23 protein-coding genes are annotated in these 24,525 nt (G+C 69.0%); 14 read left to right on the plus strand and 9 right to left on the minus strand.

The features are described from left to right. The first annotated feature begins 19 nt into the window (after window positions 1-19). A complete protein-coding gene (locus ACZ1DY_RS14735) occupies window positions 20-1,168 on the plus strand; it encodes a CaiB/BaiF CoA transferase family protein (protein ID WP_465484690.1) in 1,149 nt (382 codons plus the stop codon). Here the strand turns inward: ACZ1DY_RS14735 and ACZ1DY_RS14740 are convergent. Together ACZ1DY_RS14740 and ACZ1DY_RS14745 are read right to left on the minus strand one after the other, a co-directional pair. Further along, window positions 1,165-1,701, minus strand: coding sequence for a GNAT family N-acetyltransferase (locus ACZ1DY_RS14740; protein ID WP_257487987.1), 537 nt, complete (start codon window positions 1,699-1,701; stop codon window positions 1,165-1,167). The two genes, ACZ1DY_RS14735 and ACZ1DY_RS14740, sit on opposite strands and share 4 nt — an antisense overlap. Window positions 1,702-1,711: 10 nt before the next feature. After that, window positions 1,712-2,497 (minus strand): crotonase/enoyl-CoA hydratase family protein, encoded by a 786-nt coding sequence (locus tag ACZ1DY_RS14745; RefSeq protein WP_465484691.1) that lies wholly within the window; start codon window positions 2,495-2,497, stop codon window positions 1,712-1,714. A gap of 133 nt (window positions 2,498-2,630) precedes the next feature. Here ACZ1DY_RS14745 and ACZ1DY_RS14750 point away from each other — a divergent pair, with 133 nt between their 5' ends. The 5 genes from ACZ1DY_RS14750 (at window position 2,631) to ACZ1DY_RS14770 (ending at window position 5,611) form a co-directional block, all read left to right on the plus strand. Further along, window positions 2,631-2,786, plus strand: coding sequence for a hypothetical protein (locus ACZ1DY_RS14750; protein WP_162182762.1), 156 nt, complete (start codon window positions 2,631-2,633; stop codon window positions 2,784-2,786). A 350-nt stretch (window positions 2,787-3,136) separates the two neighbouring features. Next, on the plus strand, window positions 3,137-3,619 hold the full coding sequence (locus ACZ1DY_RS14755) for a helix-turn-helix transcriptional regulator (RefSeq protein ID WP_126734844.1): 483 nt from the start codon (window positions 3,137-3,139) through the stop codon (window positions 3,617-3,619). Window positions 3,620-3,750: 131 nt separating this feature from the next. Continuing rightward, window positions 3,751-4,635 carry a lytic transglycosylase domain-containing protein gene (locus ACZ1DY_RS14760; RefSeq protein WP_126734843.1) on the plus strand — a complete coding sequence of 295 codons (885 nt, stop codon included), beginning with the start codon at window positions 3,751-3,753 and terminating at the stop codon, window positions 4,633-4,635. A 227-nt stretch (window positions 4,636-4,862) separates the two neighbouring features. Further along, a complete protein-coding gene (locus ACZ1DY_RS14765; protein ID WP_257487983.1) occupies window positions 4,863-5,234 on the plus strand; it encodes a hypothetical protein in 372 nt (123 codons plus the stop codon). A 23-nt stretch (window positions 5,235-5,257) separates the two neighbouring features. Continuing rightward, entirely contained in the window at window positions 5,258-5,611 is a 354-nt protein-coding gene (locus tag ACZ1DY_RS14770) for a DUF3817 domain-containing protein (protein ID WP_034322453.1), read from the plus strand. Here ACZ1DY_RS14770 and ACZ1DY_RS14775 read toward each other — a convergent pair. Then, window positions 5,608-7,029 carry an MFS transporter gene (locus ACZ1DY_RS14775; protein ID WP_465484692.1) on the minus strand — a complete coding sequence of 474 codons (1,422 nt, stop codon included), beginning with the start codon at window positions 7,027-7,029 and terminating at the stop codon, window positions 5,608-5,610. The two genes, ACZ1DY_RS14770 and ACZ1DY_RS14775, sit on opposite strands and share 4 nt — an antisense overlap. Before the next feature lie 137 nt (window positions 7,030-7,166). Here ACZ1DY_RS14775 and ACZ1DY_RS14780 point away from each other — a divergent pair, with 137 nt between their 5' ends. Then, window positions 7,167-7,733: a TetR/AcrR family transcriptional regulator gene (locus ACZ1DY_RS14780; protein ID WP_465484693.1), complete on the plus strand. Its 567-nt coding sequence runs from the start codon at window positions 7,167-7,169 to the stop codon at window positions 7,731-7,733. A gap of 183 nt (window positions 7,734-7,916) precedes the next feature. On the opposite strand, the gene ACZ1DY_RS14785 is transcribed toward ACZ1DY_RS14780, so the two are convergent. Together ACZ1DY_RS14785 and ACZ1DY_RS14790 are read right to left on the minus strand one after the other, a co-directional pair. Then, window positions 7,917-9,491 carry a solute symporter family protein gene (locus ACZ1DY_RS14785; protein WP_465484694.1) on the minus strand — a complete coding sequence of 525 codons (1,575 nt, stop codon included), beginning with the start codon at window positions 9,489-9,491 and terminating at the stop codon, window positions 7,917-7,919. Beyond that, a complete protein-coding gene (locus ACZ1DY_RS14790) occupies window positions 9,488-9,910 on the minus strand; it encodes a DUF485 domain-containing protein (protein WP_126734838.1) in 423 nt (140 codons plus the stop codon). The genes ACZ1DY_RS14785 and ACZ1DY_RS14790 overlap by 4 nt, the downstream gene beginning before the upstream one ends. A 978-nt stretch (window positions 9,911-10,888) precedes the next feature. On the opposite strand from ACZ1DY_RS14790, the gene ACZ1DY_RS14795 reads away from it, so the two are divergent. Genes ACZ1DY_RS14795 through ACZ1DY_RS14810 form a run of 4 tightly spaced genes read left to right on the plus strand, consistent with a single transcriptional unit; the run spans window position 10,889 to window position 16,094 of the window. Further along, window positions 10,889-14,299 carry a sensor histidine kinase gene (locus ACZ1DY_RS14795; RefSeq protein ID WP_465485660.1) on the plus strand — a complete coding sequence of 1,137 codons (3,411 nt, stop codon included), beginning with the start codon at window positions 10,889-10,891 and terminating at the stop codon, window positions 14,297-14,299. Continuing rightward, complete coding sequence (locus ACZ1DY_RS14800; RefSeq protein WP_005166055.1) at window positions 14,296-14,748, plus strand: roadblock/LC7 domain-containing protein; 453 nt, start codon at window positions 14,296-14,298, stop codon at window positions 14,746-14,748. Before ACZ1DY_RS14795 ends, ACZ1DY_RS14800 begins: the two co-directional genes overlap by 4 nt. A 7-nt stretch (window positions 14,749-14,755) precedes the next feature. Then, on the plus strand, window positions 14,756-15,502 hold the full coding sequence (locus ACZ1DY_RS14805; protein WP_185927429.1) for a DUF742 domain-containing protein: 747 nt from the start codon (window positions 14,756-14,758) through the stop codon (window positions 15,500-15,502). A 28-nt stretch (window positions 15,503-15,530) separates the two neighbouring features. Further along, the gene (locus tag ACZ1DY_RS14810) at window positions 15,531-16,094 is read left to right on the plus strand and encodes a GTP-binding protein (protein WP_007033694.1); all 564 of its coding nucleotides are present in this window, start codon (window positions 15,531-15,533) and stop codon (window positions 16,092-16,094) included. A 37-nt stretch (window positions 16,095-16,131) separates the two neighbouring features. On the opposite strand, the gene ACZ1DY_RS14815 is transcribed toward ACZ1DY_RS14810, so the two are convergent. The 3 genes from ACZ1DY_RS14815 to ACZ1DY_RS14825 form a co-directional block, all read right to left on the minus strand. Beyond that, complete coding sequence (locus tag ACZ1DY_RS14815) at window positions 16,132-16,689, minus strand: dihydrofolate reductase family protein (protein WP_126737626.1); 558 nt, start codon at window positions 16,687-16,689, stop codon at window positions 16,132-16,134. A gap of 582 nt (window positions 16,690-17,271) precedes the next feature. Further along, window positions 17,272-17,925 (minus strand): DUF899 domain-containing protein, encoded by a 654-nt coding sequence (locus ACZ1DY_RS14820; RefSeq protein ID WP_465484695.1) that lies wholly within the window; start codon window positions 17,923-17,925, stop codon window positions 17,272-17,274. Continuing rightward, entirely contained in the window at window positions 17,918-18,256 is a 339-nt protein-coding gene (locus tag ACZ1DY_RS14825) for an ArsR/SmtB family transcription factor (protein ID WP_257487980.1), read from the minus strand. Before ACZ1DY_RS14825 ends, ACZ1DY_RS14820 begins: the two co-directional genes overlap by 8 nt. A 135-nt stretch (window positions 18,257-18,391) precedes the next feature. On the opposite strand from ACZ1DY_RS14825, the gene icmF reads away from it, so the two are divergent. Genes icmF through ACZ1DY_RS14840 form a run of 3 tightly spaced genes read left to right on the plus strand, consistent with a single transcriptional unit; the run spans window position 18,392 to window position 23,502 of the window. Continuing rightward, the gene (gene icmF, locus ACZ1DY_RS14830; protein ID WP_465484696.1) at window positions 18,392-21,628 is read left to right on the plus strand and encodes a fused isobutyryl-CoA mutase/GTPase IcmF; all 3,237 of its coding nucleotides are present in this window, start codon (window positions 18,392-18,394) and stop codon (window positions 21,626-21,628) included. A gap of 42 nt (window positions 21,629-21,670) precedes the next feature. Beyond that, window positions 21,671-22,516 (plus strand): LLM class F420-dependent oxidoreductase, encoded by an 846-nt coding sequence (locus ACZ1DY_RS14835; protein ID WP_257487978.1) that lies wholly within the window; start codon window positions 21,671-21,673, stop codon window positions 22,514-22,516. Beyond that, window positions 22,513-23,502: a TIGR03557 family F420-dependent LLM class oxidoreductase gene (locus tag ACZ1DY_RS14840; protein WP_034322416.1), complete on the plus strand. Its 990-nt coding sequence runs from the start codon at window positions 22,513-22,515 to the stop codon at window positions 23,500-23,502. Before ACZ1DY_RS14835 ends, ACZ1DY_RS14840 begins: the two co-directional genes overlap by 4 nt. Before the next feature lie 301 nt (window positions 23,503-23,803). On the opposite strand, the gene kstR is transcribed toward ACZ1DY_RS14840, so the two are convergent. Next, on the minus strand, window positions 23,804-24,451 hold the full coding sequence (gene kstR / locus ACZ1DY_RS14845; RefSeq protein ID WP_038523880.1) for a cholesterol catabolism transcriptional regulator KstR: 648 nt from the start codon (window positions 24,449-24,451) through the stop codon (window positions 23,804-23,806). Between the last annotated feature and the right edge of the window lie 74 nt (window positions 24,452-24,525).

Consider the following 24,525-nt stretch of genomic DNA (forward strand, 5'->3'; position numbering starts at 1 on the left):
TGGCGCAGAAAGGAAAGACGTGGCGAAAAAGGCCGGCCCGCTCAGCGGGCTCAAGGTCGTCGAACTGGCCGGGCTCGCCCCGGCGCCGTTCGCCTGCACGATCCTCGCCGATCTCGGCGCGGAGGTCGTCCGGATCGACCGGGCGGCACCGGGCAACGACGTCATCGGCTTCCCGAACGATCCGCTCGCGCGCGGCAGGCGGTCGATCGGGATCAACACCAAGACCCCCGAGGGCGTCGAACTGGTGCTGAAACTCGCCGACGACGCCGACGTGCTCATCGAGGGTTTCCGCCCCGGCGTCGCCGAGCGGATGGGCATCGGGCCGGAACAGGTCCACGCCCGCAATCCGCGGCTGGTCTACGGCCGGATGACCGGCTACGGCCAGGACGGCCCGCTGGCGACCGTCGCCGGGCACGACATCAACTACATCGGCATCTCCGGCGCGCTCGAACCCATCGGGCACGCCGGGCAGCGGCCGGTGGTGCCGCTCAACCTCGTCGGTGACTTCGGCGGCGGTGGCCTGCTGCTCGCGATGGGGGTGCTGGCGGCGCTGTTCGAACGCCAGACGTCCGGCAAGGGCCAGGTGGTCGACGCGTCCATGGTGGACGGTGCGGCGCTGCTGACCACCAGCCTGCACGGACTGCTGGATTCCGGGCTGTGGTCCGGTGGGCGCGGCGAGAACATGCTCGACGGCGGCGCGCCGTTCTACGACACCTACGAGACCGCCGACGGCAAGTACGTCGCCATCGGCGCGATCGAGATGCGGTTCTGGGGCGACCTGGTGAAGGTGCTCGGCCTCGACCCCGACGAGACCCCGGTCCACGTCGACAAGAACGAGTGGCCGAAGCTGCGCAAGATCGTCGCCGAAGCCGTCGCGAAGCACACTCGCGACGAGCTGGTCGCGAAGGCGGAGGGCACCGACGCGTGCCTGACGGCGGTGCTCTCCCCGAAGGAGGCTCCGTCGCATCCGCACAACGTCGCGCGCAAGACCTTCGTCGACGTCGGCGGCATGCTGCAGCCCGCGCCGGCGCCGAGGTTCGACCGCACGCCGGCCGAGACGCCGGAACCGCCGCGGCCCAAGGGCGGCGACACCGCCGAGGTCCTCGCCGAACTCGGCGTGGACGCCGACGGGATCGAACGGCTCCGGGCCGCCGGGACGATCGCCTAAAGGTGTTCCGGGTCGGGGCCCAGGTCGGACCGCACCACCGAATAGAGGATGTGGTCGCGCCAGGCCCCGTCCCGGAACCCGTAGCCGCGCAGCACACCCTCCCGGGTGAAGCCCGCCTTCGTCAGGGAGCGCTGCTCGGCGAGGTTGCCCGCCTCCGTCGACGCCTCGACCCGGTTCATCTGCGTGTGCGCGAAGAGGTAGCGGACCAGTAGCCGCTGGGCCTCGGTCCCGTAGCCGTGGCCGCGTGCCTCGGGGATGAGCACGAGCCCGGCGTTCCAGCAGTACGACGTCGAGCCCGTCCTGGTCTTGTGCCAGGAGACGAAACCGAGCCGCTGCCCGCCGAGGTCGATCATCAGCATCCCGTTGTCCGCGGCGAGCATGCCGGTCTCGGCCCAGCGGCGGCGCAGGAAATGCGGATCGTGCCAGCCATGCCACTCGAACGGGCCCGCGGCCCGCGGATCGTTCGTGAGCGCTTCGAGCATCGGCAGGTCGTCTTCGGACACCGGTCTGAGCGCGACTCCGGTTTCTGTCATCCGACAGACCTTAGGACCGATCTCCCTCGAAGCTGCCGTGACGCCCCGCGCCGCCACTGAACCGGCTCGCACCTTCGACGGCCTCTTCGGCGAGCCCGCCGTCGATCAGCGCGTTCGAGAACTCGGCACGCAGCGCCTCTTCTTCGGTGAGCCCGTACTGCCCGTACGCGGATTTGCGATCCGCGCGCAGGCACGCCTGGGGGAACGTGGCCAGATCGCGTGCCAGCGCCTGCGCGGCCGCCAGTGCTTCGCCGTCGGGCACGACCCGGTTCGCGAGCCCGATCGCGAGCGCCTCGTCGGCGTCGACCGGCCTGCCGGTGAGGATCAGGTCCATCGCCCGTGAATGCCCGATCAGCCGGGGGAGGCGCACCGTGCCGCCGTCGATCAGCGGCACGCCCCAGCGGCGGCAGAACACGCCGAAGACGGCCGTGGCGTCGGCGACGCGCAGGTCGCACCACAGCGCCAGCTCCAGCCCGCCCGCGACGGCGTGCCCGCGGACCGCGGCGATCACCGGCTTCGACAGGGCCATGCGTGACGGGCCCATCGGCCCGTCACCCGCCGGGCTGAGCGAGTTGGAGCGGCCGGTGCCGATGGCCTTCAGATCGGCTCCGGCGCAGAAGCAGTCACCCGAACCGGTGAGGACGGCGACCGCGGCCTCCTCGTCGGAGTCGAAGGCACGGAACGCGTCGGCGAGAGCGTTCGCGGTCGGTCCGTCCACGGCGTTGCGCGACTCGGGGCGGTTCAGCGTGATCGTCGTGACCGGCCCGTCCCGGTGGACGAGAACGTTTTCGCTCATCGATCGCTCCCTCGAGGAAATCCGGGTGGGCAACAGGGCCCGATTCTCCTTAAAGTGGTGACAAAGTCCGCAGTGCGCGCGGAGTCATCGTCTGGACACTACGGTGTGATGGGATGGAGCCATGTCGCCCGGCTTGAAGAAATTCGTTGTCATCGCCGTCGTCGCGCTCGTGCTCTTCTTTCTGATCAGCAGGCCGACGCAATCCGCCGATGCCGTCCACACCGCGCTCGGCTGGCTCCGGTCCGGCGCCGAAGCCATCGTGACGTTCGTCCGGAGCCTCTTCTCCTGACCCTCGCGCGACGATCACCGGTGTCCTGGTGGCGCCGGTGATCGCTGTGCGCGACCACCAGCCGTTATCACTCAGCGTCACCCGTCTCGCATTTCGGTCGGACGACTCGACCATCCGGGTGGATTGCCCCCGAAAACCCGCTGGTCGACGAATTCGTGCCCGGGAAGCTCTGGCGGAAGAGACCTCCGCGCCCCTACGGTGCTCACATTGCGTGATCGGTTGGTCCTCCAGGCGCCGGAGCCGGCCTCCTGGGCGAGGAGTTTCCGCAGGTGCGAGCCTCACGGCAGCGGAACTTTCAGCCGGGCAAGTAAGTCAGGGCTTGTCAGTCGGGGAATCATGAGGAGGCAGGGATGACCGGAGATCCCGGAGTCGATGCGTTGATCCGGCAGTGGGCGGCCGAGCGTGAGCAGACCCCCGAGGAGCAGGAAGCCGATCGCATCGCGTCGGCGTGGCTGGCCGACGTGCCGAGGCAGGCCCCCGGGATCCCCGGCCAGCGTCAGCAGTCCGGCCAGGGCCGCTGGGCGCCGGTCGAGGCCGCCGACCCCGGCTACCTCGACGCGATGCGCCGCCGTCTCCCGGAGGTCCCGCAGGACCTGCTCGTCGCGGCCGCCGGCTGGTGGCAGATGGTCGGCGGGGTCGCCGAGGCCGAAGCCTGGTGGGACGCCGGCATCAGCCCGCTCGACCAGCGCGCGCTCGACTACCGCGCGGCCGGGCTCGCCCCGTCCGACCTGAGCCGCCGTCTCGGCCCGATGACCGTTCTGCAGCACCTCCGCCGCGGCAGCGCCCCGGCCTGGTGCGTGGCTCGGCTGGCGAGGCAGCAGAAGTCCGCCTGATGAGAACTTCTCGCACGCGCGGGTGAACCGGCGTGGCAAGGGCGATTCCGGCGACCGCGTAACGCTAACCTGCGCGGGCTCGTTGTTCGAGCATCGGTCGTGATCGCCGCCCACGCTGGAGGACCCGCTTCGTGCGCACCACCCCGGAAAACGACGAGCTCGTCGCCGACCCGGCCACGCCCGCTCCGCGCCGCCGCGGGGCGGGCGCCGCCGTACTCGGCAGGCTGGTGATCGTGCTGGCCGTGCTCGCCCTCGCCGCGGGCGGGATCTGGCTGGTGACCAAGGCGTCCGCCCCGGTCGCGAGCCCCACGACGATGGAGATCCCGGCGCTGCAGGTCAAGGCGGCGGACGTCGAACCCGGTTCGATCGCGCCGGTCAACGCCACCGTCGCCGGCGGCGCGACCCAGCAGACCGCGCCCCAGCAGGCACAGCCGAAACCGGGCAAGGACCCGCTGACCGCCTGGACCGAGCGGGCGGCGCAGGCCACCGGCATCCCGGCCAGGGCGCTGCTCGCCTACGGCAACGCCGAACTGGCGATGCGCCAGATGCAGCCGAACTGCAAGATCTCGTGGGCGACACTGGCCGGTATCGGCCGGATCGAGTCGAACCACGGCCAGTACGGCGGCGCCGTCCTCGGCCAGGACGGGCGGCCGTCGAAGCCGATCATCGGCGTCCCGCTCGACGGATCGCCCGGCGTCAAGGCGATCGGCGACACCGACGGCGGCCAGTTCGACGGCGACGCGGCCGTCGACCGCGCGGTCGGCCCGATGCAGTTCATCCCCAGCACCTGGCGCCGGTACGCCGCCGACGGCAACCGCGACGGCCTCGGCGACCCGCAGCAGATCGACGACGCGACGCTGGCGGCGGCGCGCTACCTGTGCGTGAACAACCGGGACATGGCGGCCGCGTCGGGGTGGTGGCAGGGAATCCTGTCGTACAACAACTCGACCGAGTACGCGCAGAAGGTCTTCGGGCTGGCGGACGACTACGCGAAGGCCGTCGCCACCCGCTCGTGAGTGGTAAGACGTTCTAACCGAGGTCCAGTCGGTGAAGGCCTGCGGCGTGTCGCGAAAGCCACTTTCGCGACATCAGACGTCTCGAAAGTGGCTTTCGCGACATGCTCGCCAACGCGACCCGGCAGGCCCTGACCGTCCTTGCCACTCACGAGGCCGGTGGTAGGACCAAGGTCCCGAGCGTGCAGGTCGGCGAGGATTCGCCGCGCGCCCAGTGCTAGCGTCGATGTGTGTCCGCTTCGCCCGTCATCCTGCGCCGTCTCGGCATCGCCGGCGTCTGCCTGGTGAGCCTGGCGCTGTGCTGCGGGCTCGCGTGGTGGCAGTGGGAGCGGTTCTCCTCGGCCAGCGGGACGTTCCAGAACCTCGGCTACGTCCTGCAGTGGCCGCTGTTCGGGCTGTTCCCCGCGTTCATGTTCTGGCGGATCCGCAAGCTTCGCCGCCAAGCCGCCGAGGCCGACACCCCGGAAACGGTGGCCGAGACCACCGCCCCCGAGGTTCCCGCGCCCCGGCAGCGGCGTGCCCCGGCGCCGCCGCCCCCCGAGGACGACGAGCTCGCCGCGTACAACCAGTACCTTCGCGAACTCAACGCCCGCGACAAGTAGTCCCCAGAGAGGTTCGAGACCCTATGACCACCCGAACTGACGACGCCGCCCCGGCCCGCCCGGTCTCGCTGGGCGGACCGCTGATCCGGTTCCGCGTCGCGGCGTACGCCACCGGTGTGGCCCTGCTCGGGCTGGTCGTCGAAATGCTGCTGCAGTACGTCTTCCGCGTGGAACTTCCCCAGTTCGTGAAGATGATCCCCATGGTCCACGGCGGGCTCTACCTGATCTACCTGCTGCTCGCGGTCGACCTCGCGATCAAGGCCCGCTGGTCGATGAAGGGCACGCTCCTCGTGCTGATCGCCGGCTGCATCCCGTTCTTCTCGTTCGTGATGGAGCGCAAGGTCACGCACAAGGTCCAGGCGGGCGTCAAGCTCTAAGCCCGGCGCCGGAAGGTCAGTGCCACCAGGAACGACACCGCCGTCACGACGGCCGCGGCGGTGAAGGCCGCGGTCATCCCGGCGACCGTGGTCTCCGCCGGATTTCCGGACGGGGTCCGCGTCGCCGCGCCGAACACCGTGATCAGGATCGCCAGCCCCAGTGTCGCCCCGACCTGCTGCAACGTCTGCAGCGCGCCGCCCGCGGCACCCGCGTCGTCCGTGGGCACCGTCGCCATGATGATCACGCTGAGCGGGGAGAACGCCAGCCCGGCGCCCACGCCCATCAGCAGCATCGGCCCGAGCAGATGCGAAAAGTAGCCGCTGTCCGTGGTCAGGGTGGTCAGCCAGACGACGCCGCCGGTCATCAGCGCGGTCCCGGTCAGCGCGAGCGGTTTCGGCCCGAACCTGGGGAGCAGTTTCGGGATCAGCCTGCTCAGCAGGAACATGCAGACCGCCATCGGCAGGAACGCGAAGCCGGTCTCCAGTGCGGCGAAACCCGCGATGTCCTGCAGGAACTGGGTCAGGAAGAAGAACATCGACATCATCGCCATCGGCCCGAGGAAGAAGTTGACGTAGGCCGCGGCCCGGTCGCGTTCGGCGAACAGGCGCAGGGGGATCAGCGGTTCGCGCACCCTCGTCTCGATGAGGACGAACGCGGTCAGCAACGCCAGCCCGGCGGCGAGGCCGCCGAGGGTGATCGTGTCGCCCCAGCCGTGCGACGCGGCGTGGGTGAAGGCGAACACGAGCGAGCCGACACCGAGGGTGCCGGTGAACGCGCCGGGAAGGTCCAGCCGGGCGCGCCGCCGGGGCGGATCGGCCACGTACCGCGAGGTGAGCAGCACGATCGCGAGCCCGAACGGGACGTTGATGTACAGCGCCGCGCGCCACGAGATCCATTCGGTGAGCAGGCCGCCGAGCAGCAGGCCGATCGCGAAACCGCTGCTGGACATCGCCGAGAACAACGCCAGCGCGCGCACTCGCGCCTTGGCTTCGGTGAACGTGCTGGTGATCAGCGCGAGCGTGCTCGGCCCGGCGAGCGCGGCGCCGACGCCCTGCGCGACCCGGGCCGCGATGAGCAGTTCCGCCGAACCGGCGAGACCGCCGAGCAGGGAGGCGGCGGTGAACACGGCCGTGCCGGCGACGAACGTCCGGCGGCGGCCGAACAGGTCGCCCGCGCGGCCGCCGAGGAGCAGCAAGCCGCCGAAGACCAGGCTGTACGCGGTCATCACCCAGGACAGGCCAGTATCGGTGAAGTCGAGTTCGGACTGGATGCGGGGGAGCGCGACGTTCATCACCGTCGCGTCGAGGATGAGCATGAGCTGACAGGTCAGGATGATGGGGAGGACCAGCCGGTGCGGAGGTGACGGGGCCCCGGCCGTTTCCGGCCTCGGCTCGGCACGCAGGGTTCGCTCGGTCAAGGAATACTCCGAAGACGTAACGAGATGAAGCGGAGAGACTCTCCACTTGAGGTCGTGAGCGATGATATGGAGACGGTCTCCGCTTACGCAAGTGAATTCGGAGAACGTCTCCGTTTTCGTCGCCCGAGGAGGTGCAGATGGTCACGGCCGATCCGGCCCGCCCCATGCGCGCGGACGCGCGGCGCAACTACGAGCGCATCGTGGCCGTGGCGAAGGAGGCGTTCACCGCCGACGGTGTGGACGTGCCCGCCGACGACATCGCCAAACGCGCCGGTGTCGGCGCGGGCACGTTGTACCGGCACTTCCCGACGCGCGACAAGCTGATCGAGGCCGTCTACCGCGACGAGATCGACGGTCTGGCACAGCAGGCGTACGACCTGCTCGACGAATTGCCGCCGGGCGAGGCGCTCGAGACGTGGCTGGCCACGCACGTCATCTACGTGGTCGAGAAGCACGGTCTCGCGATGACGCTGAAGGCGTCCGTCGACGCGGGCTCCGAAGTCTTCGCCTGGTGCCAGGCACGGTTGCGGGCCGCGGCCGACACGATCGTGAAGGCGGCTCAGGACGAGGGCGTGCTCCGGCCCGACGTCGCGGGCGTCGACATCCTGCGGCTCGGGCACGGGCTGGGTTCGGCCGCGAGCAAGGCTTCGGAGGAGGACACGAAGCGGCTTCTCACGATCGTGCTGGACGGTCTCCGAACGTGATGAAGGGTCCTTGCGAATTCTGCAAGGACCCTTCGTCGCGCGCGTCGGGCGGTGTCGCGCGTTGGGTGGCCGGCTGGATCGCAGCCCGCGCGCCGGCGACCAACGTCGGTGTTGCGAAAGCCACTTTCGCAACCTTCAACGTTGCGAAAGTGGCTTTCGCAACGTGTCGCGGGTCGAGGCGCGTCAGGAGCCGATCCCGGTGAGGGACCGCACCTCCATCTCCGCGTGCTTGACCGGATCGGCCTTCGACCGGCCGACGAACGTGCCCACGAACCCGCACAGGAACGAGAACGGGATCGACACCAGGCCCGGGTTCTTCAGCGGGAACCAGTGGAAGTCCACGCTCTTGATGATCGAGTCCGCGGCCCCGGACATCACCGGTGAGAAGAACACGAGCACCAGGCTGGCGATCAGCCCGCCGTAGATGCCCCACAGGGTGCCGGTGGTGTTGAAGCGTTTCCAGAACAGCGAGTACAGCAGCGTCGAGAGGTTCGCCGACGCCGCGACGGCGAACGCCAGCGCCACCAGGAACGCGATGTTCTGCCCGTTCGCCAGGATGCCGCCCACGATCGCGAGCGCCCCCACGGCGACCGCGGTGAGCCGCGCGACGCGGACCTCCGAGGCCGGTTCCGCCTTGCCGCGTTTGAAGATGTTCGCGTACACGTCGTGCGCGAAGGACGCCGAAGCGGTGATCGTCAGCCCGGCGACGACGGCGAGAATGGTCGCGAACGCCACCGCCGAGACGATGCCGAGCAGGACGGTGCCGCCGATGTTCAGCGCGAGCAGCGGCGCCGCCGAGTTCTCCCCACCGGGCGCGTTCTTGATCGCCTCGGGGCCGACGAGCGCGGCCGCGCCGAAGCCGATGACCAGGGTGCACAGGTAGAAGATCGTCATGCACGCGGTCGCCCACACGACAGAGCGGCGCGCCTCGCGCGAGTTCGGCACCGTGTAGAAGCGCATCAGCACGTGCGGGAGCGCGGCGGCGCCGAGGACCAGCGCGAGCGCCAGCGAGACGAAGTCCAGCTTCGTGACCTCGCTCTTGCCGTAGGAGCCGCCCGGCTCCAGCAGCTCGTCACCGAGCGGGCTGCTGTCGGCGGCGGCCGCGAGCAGGTTCGAGAAGCTGAAGCCGAACTTGCCGAACAGGAACACCGTGATCAGCGCACCGGTCAGCAGCAGGATCGTCGCCTTGATGATCTGCACCCACGTGGTGCCCTTCATCCCGCCGACCAGCACGTACAGCACCATGACGACACCGACGACGCCGATCACCAGCGCCTGGCCGATACCGCCGTGGATGTCCAGCAGCAGTGCCACCAGGCCGCCGGCGCCCGCCATCTGCGCGAGCATGTAGAAGAAGGAGATCACCAGGGTCGACGTCGCGGCCGCGGCGCGGACCGGGCGCTGCTTCATCCGGAAGCTCAGCACGTCGCCCATGGTGAAGCGGCCGGTGTTGCGCAGCAGTTCCGCGATCAGCAGCAGGTCGACCATCCACGCGACGAGGAACCCGATCGAGTACAGGAAGCCGTCGTAGCCGTGGATCGCGATCGCCCCGGCGATGCCGAGGAACGACGCCGCCGAGAGGAAGTCACCCGAAAGCGCGATGCCGTTCTGCCGCCCGGTGAAGGCGCTGCCCGCGGCGTAGTAGTCCGAAGTGGACGAGTTGCGCGTGCTGACGCGGTACACCACGAACAGGGTGATCGCGACGAAGAGCGCGAAGACCGCGATGTTCAGCACCGGGTCGTTGTCGGGGAGGCTCATCGCTCACCCGCCCCGACGGAGGCCCGCAGGGCTTCGACCTTGGGGTCGAGCCGCTTCTTGGCGAACTTCAGGTAGGCGACCGTGATCAGGATCGTGCTGGCGAACTGGCCGAGCCCGAGCAGCATGCCGACGTTGACCTCGCCCCACACCTTCCGGCTCATGAAGTCGTGCGCGTAGGCGGCCAGCAGCACGAACGTCATGTACCAGGTGAAGAACAGCAGGCTCATCGGGAACACGAACCGGCGGAAGGTCTTGCGCAGCGCGACGAACTCCTTGCCGTGCTGGATCCGGTCGAAGTCCGGGCCGGTGGCGCGCGGCGGCGGGGGAGTGGGCTGGCGCTCGCGGACGAACAGCGCGGGCATCTGCCCGGTGTCCTCCAGGGCGTTGCTCGCCGCGTAAGGACGCGCGACGTCGGGCATGGGTTCCTCCGGGGCTTGCATCCGTGGCGCGGTACGGGGAGCGCACATACTAACTACGGCTTCACCCGCTCTGAATAGGCGACCCCGGTTCCACGAAGGCGTGGGGAGGTATTCGGTTTTACCTTCCATTGGTGTTTCCGGAAATCGTTTCGGCCGGAATGAACCGCCTTTATCACTCGTCGTAGTGAGCAGGATTGTCACGCGCGGTCGTCGCCCGAACGGCCCACTGCGGCAAACGATGGACGACGACCACGCTCTGTCGCCCATTTTGGTGACAGATCGTAGTTTCGCTACCTCGGAGCGACGGGTTCCGATACCGTGCCCGCCATCCCGGTCCGGGGAAGATCCCCCGCTTCACCGGGCGTCTCGAAAGAAATCACCATGTCGGGCGACATCGAACCGGCTTGGGGGTCAAGGCCACAACATCGGGCACATATTTGGGCTTGACCCACCCGTTGGGGGCACGGAAAGTAGTTCGTCCGGGCGACGCGGCTACCGTACGTAGGCTGATCGGGTGATTAGGGCACCCTGTGTATCCGCGCAACCCGTAACCGGAATTCCCTCGTTTGTGACGCGCGAGCGGTTTTCCTGCCCCGCGGATCGTTCGGGCGCACGCTTTTCGCTGGTCAGCACCCGTGTACTGAACGGAATTGACGGCACCCGGATTGGTGTACGATTCTTTGGCCCGGCTGACCCGCAGTGACCGATTGGCAAAGAAAAGTTGATCTCGACGGCCATGCACTTCGCAGGTTGCGACCTGCACGTGCAGGTGCAAGAACTTCCGAAGCGGACCGGTGTGCCCAGTGACACCAGGGACACCAGGATCGCCGGACCGATTTCCCCACGTCGCGATCGGTCACGCGGCCAGACCCGGGCCGAGTTCCCCGCAGGCGGACACCTTGCGGGAACGGACGCCTCAGACCGAGCCAGGACGCCGGACAGGGAGTCACCTACGTGACCGTTGCAGGAGAAGGCCAAGTGCCGGTCGGGGAGCTGCTGGGACGCACTCCCCGGCCATCTCGGTGGGCCACCGGCTGGCGCACGCTCGTGCGCTGGCGGGACTGGAGCCTGCCGGTGAAGCTGTCGGCCGTGACGCTGGTACCGATCCTCATCGCGCTCGCGCTGGGCATCGCCACCATCGCCGGCCAGGTCGGCCGGTCCGACGGCTACCAGCGGCTCGACCGTCTCGTCGCGCTGAGCGGGCACATCCGCACCCTCGCCGACGGCCTCGGCCGCGAGCGCACCCAGTCCGCCGCGGGGCTGACCGCCGGCACCGTCGGCGGGACCCTGGAGCTCGCTTCGGCACGCGCCGACGTCGACACCGCCATCCCGCTCTACGGCGCCGCGGCGACGCGTGCCGTGGAGAACGAGCCGTCGCTCCGTCAAGCGCGTGAAGCGGCGGCCGCCCAGCTCGACCGGCTGCCCGACATCCGGCAGCGGGCCTCCTCCGGGCAGCTCGATCCCGTCCAGGCGATCGGCGAGTACACCGACGTCACCACCGCGCTGCTCGCCCTCGACACCGCGCTGGCCGCCGGTGCCGGACAGGACGTCCTCGGCGGCACCCCCACGGCGTTGCACGACCTCGCCATGATGAAGGAACAGCTGTCGCTCAGCCAGGCTCTGGTCTCCTTCGGCATCGCCCGGTCGAGCCTCGCGCCGAGCGAGCTCGACCAGGTGCGCACCGCCGAACTCCGGCTGGCCGACCGCCTCACCGACTTCCGTGCCGCCGCTTCGGAACAGCAGCGTCAGGAGTTCAGCGCCGCCGTCACCGACCAGGCGATGGAAAACCGTGACAGGCTCGCGAAAACCGCCCTCGGCGAACAGGGAACCCCGTCCGCGCAGGCGTTCCGCTCGTTGTCCGCGCAGGGCTGGACCGACGCCTCGACCGCGGTGATCGGGAAGGTCGGCGAGGTCGCGAACAAATTCGGCGCCGAGACGAGCGCGGTGTCGGCCGAACTGGTCGACGACGCCAGCAGCGGCGCGGGCCTGCTCGCGGTCCTGCTGTTCGGCGCGATGGTGCTCGCCGTCGCCGTCGTCTTCCTCATCACGCGCCAGCTGCTGCGCTCGCTGAAAGTGTTGCGCGCCAGCGCACTCGACGTCGCCGAGAAGCAATTGCCCGACGCTGTCCGCAACATCCAGGAGGGGCGTTCGCAGGGCACCGACGTGCGGCCGGTCCCGGTCGGTGGCGACGACGAGATCGGCGAGGTCGCCAGGGCCTTCGACAAGGTGCACCACCAGGCGCTGCGGCTGGCCACCGAGCAGGCCTCGATGCGGACCGGCTACAGCAACGTGTTCGTCAACCTCTCCCGCCGCAGCCAGAGCCTCGTGCAGCGGCAGCTTCAGCTGATCGAGCGGCTGGAGCGCGACGAGGAGGACGCCGACCAGCTCGCCACGCTGTTCCAGCTGGACCACCTCGCCACCCGCATGCGCCGCAACAACGAGAACCTGATGGTCCTCTCCGGCGCCGAGCCGGGCAGGCGCTCCGGGCAGCCGGTCTCCGCCACCGACGTGGTGCGCGCGGCGGTGTCCGAGATCGAGCAGTACCAGCGGGTCACCGTGCAGAACCCGCCGCCGGTGCGGCTGGTCGGGTACGCGGCCAACGATCTGATGCGCCTGATCGCCGAACTGCTGGACAACGCCACGGCCTTCTCCGCCCCGGAAACCCAGGTGACGGTCGCGACCAGGCTCGTCGAAGACGGCTCGTTCGGCATCGACATCCTCGACAAGGGCATCGGCATGAACGAGGCCGAGGTCGCCGAGGCCAACGCCCGGCTCACCGAGGCACCCAACGTCGACCTCACCACCTCGCGCCGGATGGGCCTGTTCGTGGTCGGGCGGCTGGCCAGCAGGCACCGCATCGGTGTCTCGCTGCACGGCGGCAAGGACATCGTCGGCGTGCGCGCCACCGTCTCGGTCCCGGCGGACCTCGTGATGGCCCCGCCCGGGGGAGACCCCGGCCCCGCCACCGGCCCGATCACCCAGCGCCTCGCGCCGCTGCCGCCGCAGCAGCCGGGCGGCCTGCCCCGCCGCCAGCGGCCCGCGAACGGTTCGCGCCCGGCGATGCCGAGCGTGCCCTCGCAGGGAGGGGAGCGGTGGCCGTCGGCGAACGACCTGGCAGGGCACACCAAGCCCGGGGTCAACGGGCACGGCCCCAAGGATTCGCGGCCGCCGTCCGATCTGGAGATCTCCGGAACGGCGCTGTTCAGCCCCATTCCCCAGGACGAGACGACACCGCCGCCCGCGCCGGAACCGCGCCGCCCCGAACCGGAACCCGCCGCAGAGCCCGAGCCGGTCGCCAAGGAAGCGGAGAAACCCGCCCCGGCGGAAGGCGATCTGCCCAGCGGCAAGGAACTGTTCGAGGCCAAGAACACCGGGACCACGCTGAGCGAATGGTGGAGCCAGGCGACCACCCCGGCGGCCCCGCCGCCGCCCACCGCAGCGCCCAAATCGGAGACGACGCCGATCTTCGACGAGATGCTGTCGGCGTGGTTCCGTTCGCCCGCGCCCGCTCCGGAAAAGCCCGCGGAGAAACCCGCGGCCAAGAAGGAGAAGCCGGGGGCGAAGGAGGCCGAGGAGAAGACGGCCGAGCCCGCGCCGACCGCCGAGCAGGAGGCCCGCACCTGGGACTTCGCCAGCGACAAGGCCTTCCGCACGGTGCAGGAGGTCTCCCAGAACGCCCCGTCGACGTTCACCCAGGCCGGGTTGCCGCGTCGCCGCAAGGGCGAGCAGCTCCTGCCGGGCAGCGCGGCGTCGTCGGTCCCGGCCGCCGAGCCCGCCGCCAAATCGGAGCTGCCGGTCCGCGACCCGGCGAACGTGCGCGGCAGGCTGAGCAGCTTCCAGCAGGGCGTCAAGCGGGGCCGCAAGGAGGCGGCGGACAAGGGCACGCCGGCCGCCGCCCAGTCCGCCACCGCCCAGCCGGACACGAAGCCCGAACAACCGGCGGCCACCGAGCAGGCCGCGGCGCCCGAGCCATCGAAGGCACCCGAGCCCGCGAAGGCACCGGAGACGGCCGCGCGTCCCGCGGCCCCGCCCGCCGCACTGCCGAGCAGGAAACCGCAGGCAGCGAGCCCGGAACCGGAACCGGTCGCCGCCACCGAGCGGACGGACGCCTGGAACTTCGGCTCCGACGAAGGCTGGAAAGCCGCCCAAGCGGTGTCCCAGTCCGTGCCCTCGCGGATGACTTCGGCAGGATTACCCAGGCGCCGTCGCGGGGAGCAGCTGCTCCCGGGCAGCGCGGGACCGCCCGCCGGGGCGGTCACCCCCCGACCACAGCGAGACGCGCACGACGTGCGCGGTCGCCTGAGCAGTTTCCAGCAGGGCATCCAGCGCGGACGGCACCACACAGCCCAGGCGACCGAAGCCAACCACGAAACCCTGGAGGGTGAATGACCTCGCCGAACCCGGCCCAGCCCCAGCAGAACCAGTTCGGGTGGCTGGTGAACGACTTCGCCGAGCGCGTACCCGGAGTGGCGCACGCCGTGGTGGTGTCGGCGGACGGCCTCCTGCTCACCGCGTCCAGCAGGCTCCCGCTGGACCGCGCCGACCAGCTGGCCGCCGTCGCGTCCGGCCTGGTCAGCCTGACCCAGGGCGCCGCGCGGTGCTTCGAGGCGGGCGCGGTCAACGAGACCGTCGTCGAGATGGAACTCGGCATCATGGTGCTGATGTCCATCAGCGACGGTTCCTGCCTGGCCATCCTCGCCGCCCCGAACTGCGACATCGGGCAGGTCGCCTACGAGATGACGATGCTCGTCGATCGCGTCGGCCAGATCCTCACCCCGGAACTTCGCGCGCAATTGCAGGGCGCCGGTGGGTCGCTGATCGGCGAACCGGTGGGATGATGTCCCGATGAGCACCGGGTCCGGATCCTTCGGCGAACCGCCGGGGACGGGTGAACACCAGCCCCCGCACGCGGGGGCTGCCAATGCCGCCGGTTCACGGGACGACGGCACCTTCGCCGACGTCCTGAACGGCTTCACCCTGGATTCGGGACGTGGTCGTCGGAAGCGCAAGAAGAACAAGCACCCTCAGGATTCCCGGGCGGGCGGAGCACCCGCCGCCGGGGAATCGGCAGTCCCGCAGCCGACCGATCAAGGAGACCGCGTGACCTCACTTGCTTCTCCACCCGACAGCGGCGCAGGCGCCGTCGGGCCGAGACCAGGTGGTCTTTTCGACCCGGGTCCGCCCAGTGGCGAGTTCATCATGCCCGCCGTCTTCGAGCAGGCGCCGTCGCCGCTCGAGGAGACGGCGATCGTCCGTCCCTATGCCCTCACCGGGGGCCGGACCAAGGCGAACTACGCTCTCGAGCTGGAGACCCTCATCTCCACCAAGGACCACGTCGACTCGGGTAGCCTCCCCGCGATCGCCGCGGACCAGATCGAGTGCGTTTCGATCATCGAGGAGTGCCGCACCCCGCGTTCGGTCGCCGAGATCGCGGCGACCCTGCGTGTGCCGCTGGGTGTGGCACGCGTGCTGATCAGCGACGCGGCGGACGCGGGGCTGGTCAGCGTGCACAAGACGATTTCGGGCAATGACGGCGCCGAGGCACATCTGGTGTTGATGGAAAGGGTTTTGAGTGGACTCCGTCGGCTTTAAGGCACCGCGGGAAACCGCGCCCCCGACCATGACATCCGCGAAGATCGTCGTGGCGGGTGGCTTCGGTGCGGGTAAGACGACCTTCGTCGGTTCGGTGTCGGAGATCGTCCCGCTCACCACCGAGGCGATGATGACGGACGCCAGTCGGGGGATCGACAACCTCGACCAGACGCCCAACAAATCGACCACCACGGTCGCGATGGACTTCGGCCGGGTCTCCCTGGACGCGGACCTGATCCTCTACCTGTTCGGCACGCCCGGGCAGCAGCGGTTCTGGTTCATGTGGGACGACCTCGTCCGCGGCGCGATCGGCGCCGTGGTGCTGGCCGACACGCGACGGCTGGCCGACTCGTTCGCGCCGATCGACTTCTTCGAGGACCGGGGCCTGCCCTACATCGTCGGGGTGAACACCTTCGACGGCATCCTCGAGCACGACATCAACGACGTGCGTGAAGCGCTGTCGATCGACCCGAACATCCCGATCGTCCGCTGCGACGCCCGGGAACGGGAGTCGACGAAGCAGACGCTGATCACGCTGGTCGAGTACGCGATGCGGCAGTGGATCGCCTTGCGCGCGAGCAACGCGAGGTGAACCTGACGGCGGCAGCGTAGGGGCTGCCGCCCGGGTTTCACTTCTTTTCGTAGGTCAGCAGGACCGCGCGCCCGTCCATCGTCCGGGTGCCGGTCAGGCGCAGGTCTGTGCGCACTCCGCCGCCGAACACCTGCTTGCCGCCGCCGAGTACCACCGGGTGCACGACGACGTGGAACTCGTCGATCAGGCCGTGGTCGGCGAGCGCGGTGGCCAGTTCGGCCCCGCCCATCAGCAGCAGATCCTTGCCGGGCCTGTCCTTGAGTTCGGCCACGCGTGCGGCGAGGTCGCCGCCGATCACCTCGGTGTTCCAGTCCGCCTCCTCCAGCGTCCGGGAGAAGACGATCTTCGGCGTCTTCCGCCAGATCGGCGCGTACTCGAGATCGTGCGGGTGGTCGGAGATCTCTTCCGCCTGCGGCCAGTAGGACGACATCATGTCCCAGACCCGCCGTCCGTAGAGGAGAGTGTCGGCGCGGTCGGTGAGCTCCTGCGAGTGGGCGGACAGCTCCGGGCCCATGTCGGCCCAGTCGAACTCGCCGCCCGGGCCCTCGATGCGGCCGTCGAGCGAGGTGTGGACGGCGTAGACGAGCTTGCGCATGGCTTGATCCCTCCGGTGTGGCGCCCGCCTTCCGGGCGCCGGACACCGAGGGGTCGGAGCGGGTGCGGGGTTCTCGACATGCTCCGCGAAAAGTTCCGTGAAGGCCTCCTTGCCTACCCTGAAGGTAGGGAAGGAGGCCTTCACGGACTACGCATCGCCACCTCAGCCTCGGCAACACCACCAGGCCCAGCAGTCACAGCGGTCGCGCGTGAAGGACCCCTTCCCTCGGCTCAGCCGAGGAAACTCGACCTTCACAGCTTCCCCAGTACATGAAGGCCCCCTTCCTTGCACCTAGGTACAGGAAGGGGGCCATTACGTACTACGGGGCGAGCAAACGCGGCGGGTCTGGTGGTCACGTCTCGTGAGTGGCAAGGGCGGTTAGAACCGTCCATACCACTCACGACCCCTGTCCGAAACCGTAAGGACACCGATCCGTGCTCTATTGCCCGTTCGGACCCGCTGGCAGCTGCCCCGCCGGAGGTCCAGTTCGTATCATCAAGAACGGCACCGCCGGCGTTCATGCGACTTTGCCGGGGCCCTGACCGTCAGGGTAGGCAAGGAGGCCTTCGCGGACGTCCGGGCTCAGTACTCGTCGTGGCGCTTCCACCAGTGCCCGGGGCCGTCGGTCCCGCGGCCGGACTCCTCCCAGGCCTCCTGCCGTCCGAGCGGCGTCAGGTCGAGGTAGCGCAGCGTCCCCACCAGCTGGTCCCCGCCGCGGTCGGTGGTGAAGTACGTCCGGAACACGTCGTCACCGTCGCGCAGGAAGACACTGACGCCGAACCCGCCGTCGATGCCGCAGGCGGGGTTGAAGCCGCCGACGGTCGAGACCCACGGGACGGTCCAGCCCATCCGCTCCTTGTACCGCTCGATCTCGGGCAGGGTCGCCGGCGCGACCACGTACAGCGTGGTGTCGCGGGCGTGCAGGTGCGCGAGGTGGCCGATGTTGTCCACGAGCATCGAGCAGCCGGGGCAGCCCGCCTTCTGCCCGGGGGCGAGCATGAAGTGGTAGACGATCAGCTGCCGCCGTCCCTCGAACAGGTCGAGGAGGGTGACCCGGCCCTGGGGCCCGTCGAACTCGTAGGTGCTGTCGAAGCGGACCATCGGCAGCCGCCGCCGCTCGGCGGCGATCGCGTCCGCGGCGCGGGTGAGCTCCTTTTCCTTGGCCAGCAACGCGTCTCGGGCGATCTGCCAGTCGGCCGCCGAGACGACCTCCGGCAGGGTGACGGTGTCAGTCATTTCGTTCGCCTTTCCTCAGTTCCGCGAGGTGTTCTTCCATGCGGTCGAAACCGCCTTCCCAGAAGCGCCGGTACCGCTCGACCCACTCGGAGACGTCGCCGAGCGGGGCGGCCTCCAGCCGGCAGGGCCGCCATTGCGCGGTCCGGCCCCGGCTGATCAAGCCCGCGCGCTCGAGGACCTTGAGATGTTTGGAGATGGCCTGGAGGCTGACCGGAAAGGGTTCGGCCAGCTCGTTGACGCTGGCCTCGCCGGTGGCCAGCCGGGCGAGGATCGCCCGCCGGGTGGGGTCCGCCAACGCGGCGAACGTGGCGCTGAGCTGATCAGTGGTCATCGCTGCTCAATCAATCGGTTGTTTAACCCTTGGGTTGAATATACTGGTGCGCGTCGATCTGTCAAGGACGAGTGAGAGCGCCATCACGCGAGTGGATGGGTTTAAAACAGTAGGAAGTCCAAGTATTTTGGAGAGATGACCAGCGACCTGCACCGGCCCGTGAACCCCGTTCGTTTCGTGACGGCGTCGAGCCTCTTCGACGGGCACGACGCGTCCATCAACATCATGCGGCGCATCCTGCAGTCGCAGGGCGCGGAGGTCGTGCACCTCGGGCACAACCGGTCGGTCGACGAGGTCGCCACCGCGGCCATCGCCGAGGACGTCCAGGGCGTGGCCATCAGCGCCTACCAGGGCGGGCATGTCGAGTACTTCAGCTACCTGGTCGAGCTGCTCAACGAGCGCGGCGCGGGGCATATCAAGGTGTTCGGCGGCGGTGGCGGGGTCATCGTCCGCGAGGAGATCGACCTGCTGCACTCGCGGGGCGTGGCGCGGATCTTCTCGCCGGAGGACGGCTACGAGATGGGCCTCCCCGGCATGATCAACCTGATGATCAAGGCCTGCGACACGGACCTGTCCGCGCAGTCGCCCGGCTCGCTGGACAAACTGCTTTCGGGTGACATCCCGGCGCTGTCGCGGGTCATCACGCAGCTTCAGCGCGAGGCGCTGCCGCAGGACGCGCTGGCCAAGATCACCGAGGCCGCCAAGTCGCGGACGGTGCCGGTCCTCGGCATCACCGGGACGGGTGGTTCGGGCAAGTCGTCGCTCACCGACGAGCTGATCCGCCGGTTCCGGCTGGACCAGGAGGACAAGCTCCGCATCGCCGTGCTCGCCGTCGACCCGTCGCGCCGCAAGGGCGGGGGAGCGCTGCTCGGCGACCGCATCCGGATGAACTGCCTCGACGGCAGCCCGGTCTACTTCCGTTCTCTCGCCACCCGGACCACCAGCGGCGAGATCCCCACCGGGCTCTCGGAGTCCATCCTCGCGTGCAAGGCCGCCGGGTTCGACCTCGTGATCGTCGAGACGCCCGGTATCGGCCAGGGCGACGCCGGCATCGTCGACTACGTGGACCAGTCGCTGTACGTCATGACGCCGGAGTTCGGCGCGGCGTCGCAGCTGGAGAAGATCGACATGCTCGACTTCGCCGACGCTGTGGCGATCAACAAGTTCGAGCGTCGCGGGGCCGAAGACGCTCGCCGCGACGTCGCGCGCCAGCTCGTGCGCAACCGCGAGGCGTTCAGCTCCTCGCCCGAGGACATGCCGGTCTACGGCACCAGCGCCGCGAAGTTCAACGACGACGGCGTCACCGCGCTCTACCAGCACCTGCGCGACACCCTCGCCGAGCGTGGCCTGACCGTTTCGCCCGGCGTGCTCCCGAAGGTCGAGGGCAAGGTCTCCACCGACGCCAGCACGATCATCCCCGCCAACCGGACGCGCTATCTCGCGGAGATCTCCGAGACCGTCCGCGGCTACCACGCCAAGACCGAGCAGCAGGTCGCCGCGCTGCGCAAACGCGAGCACCTCGCGGCCGCCAAGGAGGCGCTGGCCGCCGTCGACGCGAGCACCGACGCGCTCGACGGCCTGCTCGCCGCCGCCGAGTCCGATGTGGACGGTGAGTCGACGAACCTGCTTGCCCGCTTCCAGGAGCTGGCCGAGTCCTACCGGGCCGACGAGCTGGTCGTGAAGATCCGCGACAAGGAACTGCACACCCAGCTCTGGCGCGACACGCTCTCCGGGAACCGGATCCCGCGGGTGGCGCTGCCGCGCTACACCGAACCCGGCGAGCTGCTGTCGTTCCTGCGCCGCGAGCACCTTCCCGGGTACTTCCCTTACACCGCGGGCGTTTTCCCGTTCAAGCGCGAGGGCGAGGACCCGGCGCGCATGTTCGCCGGCGAGGGCGACCCGTTCCGGACCAACAAGCGGTTCAAGCTGCTGTCGGCCGACTCCGAGGCGAAGCGCCTTTCGACCGCCTTCGACTCGGTGACGTTGTACGGGCACGACCCGCACACCCGCCCCGACATCTACGGCAAGGTCGGCACCTCGGGTGTCTCCATCGCGACGCTCGAAGACATGAAGGTGCTCTACGACGGTTTCGACCTGACCTCGCCGAGCACCTCGGTGTCGATGACGATCAACGGCCCGGCGCCGACGATCCTCGCGTTCTTCCTCAACACCGCGATCGATCAGCGGATGGCGGCGTTCAAGGCCGAGCACGGCCGCGAGCCGTCCGAAACCGAGGCCGCCGAACTGCGTGAATGGGCGCTGCGCAACGTCCGCGGCACCGTGCAGGCGGACATCCTCAAGGAGGACCAGGGGCAGAACACCTGCATCTTCTCCACCGAGTTCAGCCTGCGCATGATGGCCGACATCCAGGAATGGTTCATCGAGCACGGAGTCCGGAACTTCTACTCGGTGTCGATCTCCGGCTATCACATCGCCGAGGCCGGGGCGAACCCGATCTCGCAGCTGGCGTTCACCCTGTCGAACGGTTTCACCTACGTCGAGAGCTACCTCGCGCGCGGGATGGACATCGACGACTTCGCGCCGAACCTGTCGTTCTTCTTCTCCAACGGCATGGACGCCGAGTACTCGGTGCTGGGCCGGGTCGCGCGCCGGATCTGGGCGGTCGCGATGCGGGAGCGCTACGGCGCCAACGAGCGTTCGCAGAAGCTCAAGTACCACGTGCAGACCTCGGGCCGGTCGCTGCACGCGCAGGAGATGAGCTTCAACGACATCCGCACCACGCTGCAGGCGCTGTGCGCGCTGTACGACAACGCGAACTCCTTGCACACCAACGCTTTCGACGAGGCGATCACGACGCCGTCGGAGAGCTCGGTGCGGCGCGCGATGGCCATCCAGATGATCATCAACAAGGAATGGGGCCTGTCGAAGAACGAGAACCCGTTGCAGGGCTCGTTCATCATCGACGAGCTGACCGATCTGGTCGAAGAGGCCGTGCTGCTGGAGTTCGACCGGATCTCCGAGCGCGGCGGTGTGCTGGGCGCGATGGAGACCGGCTACCAGCGCGGCAAGATCCAGGACGAGTCGATCCTGTACGAACGCCAGAAGCACGACGGCACGCTGCCGATCATCGGCGTCAACACCTTCCGCAACCCGAACGGCGGCGAGGACGACGTCGAGGTCGAGCTCGCGCGGGCGACCGAGGACGAGAAGCGCTCGCAGCTGGAGCGGCTCGAGGACTTCCAGCGCAGGCACCAGGCCGAGGCGCAGGTCGCGCTCAAGACGCTGCGCGAGGCCGCGACCCGGGGCGGCAACCTGTTCGGTGTGCTGATGGACGCGGCGCGGGTGTGCTCGCTCGGCCAGATCACCGAGGCGTTCTTCGAGGTGGGCGGGCAGTACCGGCGCAACGTCTAGCGGGTGGGAATATCGCGGCGCGTGTCCGGGTAGTTGCTGGACATGGAGATCGGAATCGCCACCTTCATCACCGATGAAGGCATCAGGCCGGACGTCCTCGCCGCAGCCGCCGAAGAGCGCGGGTTCAGCTCGCTCCACATCGCCGAGCATTCGCATATCCCGGTCAGCCGGGAAACGCCGTACCCGGGCGGTGGCGAGCTGCCGCGGATCTACTACCGGACCCTGGACCCGTTCGTCGCGCTGACCGCGGCGGCCGGGGCCACGTCGAAGCTGAAGCTGGGGACGGGCGTCGCGTTGCTGCAGCAGCGCGACGTCATCCACACGGCGAAGGAGGTCGCTTCGCTGGACCTGGTCTCGCGGGGCCGGTTCGTCTTCGGTGTGGGCGTCGGGTGGAACCGGGAGGAAATGCGCAATCACGGCACGGATCCGCGCACCCGCGGCGCGCTCGTCGACGAGCAACTCGCCGCCCTGAAGGAGATCTGGACGAAGGACGAGGCCGAATTCCACGGCGAGCACGTCGACTTCGACCCGATCTTCGCGTGGCCGAAGCCGGTGCAGAAGCCGCATCCGCCCATCTACATCGGCGGTGCGGGGCAGAAGGCGATGGAGCGGATCGCCAAGTACGGCGACGGCTGGCTGCCGCACGCGCACACCCCGCCGGAAGAGCTTCGCCGGGCGCGGCAGTGGCTGGCCGACAAGGGCCGTAGCGACATCAGGTTCTCCGCCTTCGGCGCCACTCCGGAAGAGGACGCGCTGGGCAGGCTCGCCGAGGGCGGCGTCGACGAGGCGACGCTCTTCCTGCCGACCGAGCCCGAAGCGGCGACACTGGAACGACTCGACCAGTTCGCGAAGGTCGCCGAGAGCTTTCGAAAGGGGCAGCAGGCGTGACTGAGGTTCAAATCGGCTTGGCGGCGGCACTGGAGCAGTTCTCGCCACGCGAGTCGATCCGGCTGGCGGCGCTGGCCGAACAGCACGGATTCTCCGGCCAGATGGCCGCCGACCACTTCCAGCCGTGGGTCCCTCAACAGGGTGAAGCGTCGTTCGTGTGGAGCGTGCTCGCGTCCTTGGCGGAGAACACCACCGGCGATCTCGGACCGGGCGTGACCTGCCCGTCGTTCCGGCTGCACCCGTCGATGGTCGCGCAGGCCGCGGCCACCCTGGAGGCGACCTACCCGGGCCGGACCTGGCTCGGCATCGGCTCCGGCGAAGCGCTCAACGAGCACATCATCGGCGGCTACTGGCCCGAAGCGCCCGAGCGCGTGCGGCGGATGTTCGAGGCGCTCGAGGTCATCCGGAAGCTGTTCACCGGCAAGGACGTCAAGCACAGCGGCGAGTTCTTCAAACTGCACACCACCAGGCTGTGGACGCTGCCGGACGAGCCGCCGCCGATCTACATCGCGTCGGCGGGCCCGTACACCTCACGCAAGACCGGTGAGCTCGCGGACGGGCTGATCACGCCGGGCGCGTCGATCGAGAAGCTGGCGGGGATCCTCGACAACTTCGGCACCGGCGCGCGGAAGGCCGGCAAGGACCCGGACTCGATGCCGAAGCTGCTACAGGTGCACCTGTCGTGGGCCGAGGACGACGAGACGGCGTGGGCCAACGCGCTCGACCAGTGGCCCAACGGCGGCATGAAGTTCCCTAAGGCCGACATCCGCTCGCCGTTCGACTTCGCGCAGATGGCGAAACTCGTGCGGCGCGAGGACTTCGAGGGGCGCATGGTCGTCTCGTCCGATCCGGACGTGCACCGCGCGGCGCTGCAGAAGTACGTCGACGCCGGGTTCAACCGGATCTACATCCACAACGTGGGCCGGAACCAGGACCAGTTCATCGAGACGTTCGGGCGGGACGTGCTGCCGAAGCTGACCGCCTGACCCGCCTCGACGGTTCTGGCCTCAGGTACCTACTGGCTTCCGGCCGCTGGCGATCTCCGGGCCTGGTCCGTGAAGGCATGAGGGTCTGGAGCCGGGCGTCGCGAAAGCCACTTTGGGGACATCAGACGTCTCGAAAGTGGCTTTCGCGACATGATCACCAATGCGGTGCCGGCCCGGCCACGGCCGACGTTGCGAAAGCCACTTTCACAACGTCGAAGGTTGCGAAAGTGGCTTTCGCAACCGGGCCGAGCCCAGCACCCGGCAGAACCCCGGTACCGAGTGGGTCTGGTCTCGTGAGGTTTCAGACGTTCTTGTCCAGCAGCAGGTGCACCGACAGTTCCAGCCGGTTCGCCACATCGGCCGCCGACGCGCGCCGCGTCACCCAGGCGACCAGGTTCGCCATCCAGACGTCGGCGATGACGTGGAAGATGTCGCGATCGGCCTCGGTCGGGTCCTCGATGCCCATGGCCTTGGCGAACATGTTCTCCATCAGCCGCCCGACCTGTTCGACCTCGGCGGCGGCGGTCGTGTCGGCGAACATGAACGCGCGGACCATCGCCTCGGTGAGGTGCGGATCCCGCTGCATCAGCCGGGTGTTGCGGCCGAGGACGAACATCAGCCGTTCGCTCGGGGTGTCGCCGGGGATGGCCGCGCGGTCGAGTTTCTCCTGCGCGCGCTCGAATTCCCTGGCCAGCCCGGAAACCAGCAGGTGGATCTTCGAGGGGAAGTAGCGGTACAGCGTGCCGAGCGCGACGTCGGCCTTCTCGGCGACCGCCCGCATCTGGACCGCGTCGTAGCCGCCCTTCGCGGCGAGGGTGAGGGTCGCGTCGATGATGCGGCGCCGCCGGTCGCGTTGTGCCGCGGAGCCGAGTTCCTCGCCGCCCAGCGCGGAGAGACCATTGCCGCTGCGCGCTTTCGCGCTCGTGGGCGCCTTGGCCTTCCCTGGCATCGCCACGTCCCCCTTCGTCGGAACTTGTTCCACTTTCCTCACGTAGCGTACCTAAGCGGACGAACTGTTCAAGA

It is taken from the genome of Amycolatopsis sp. PSD-21 (genome assembly GCF_055561455.1).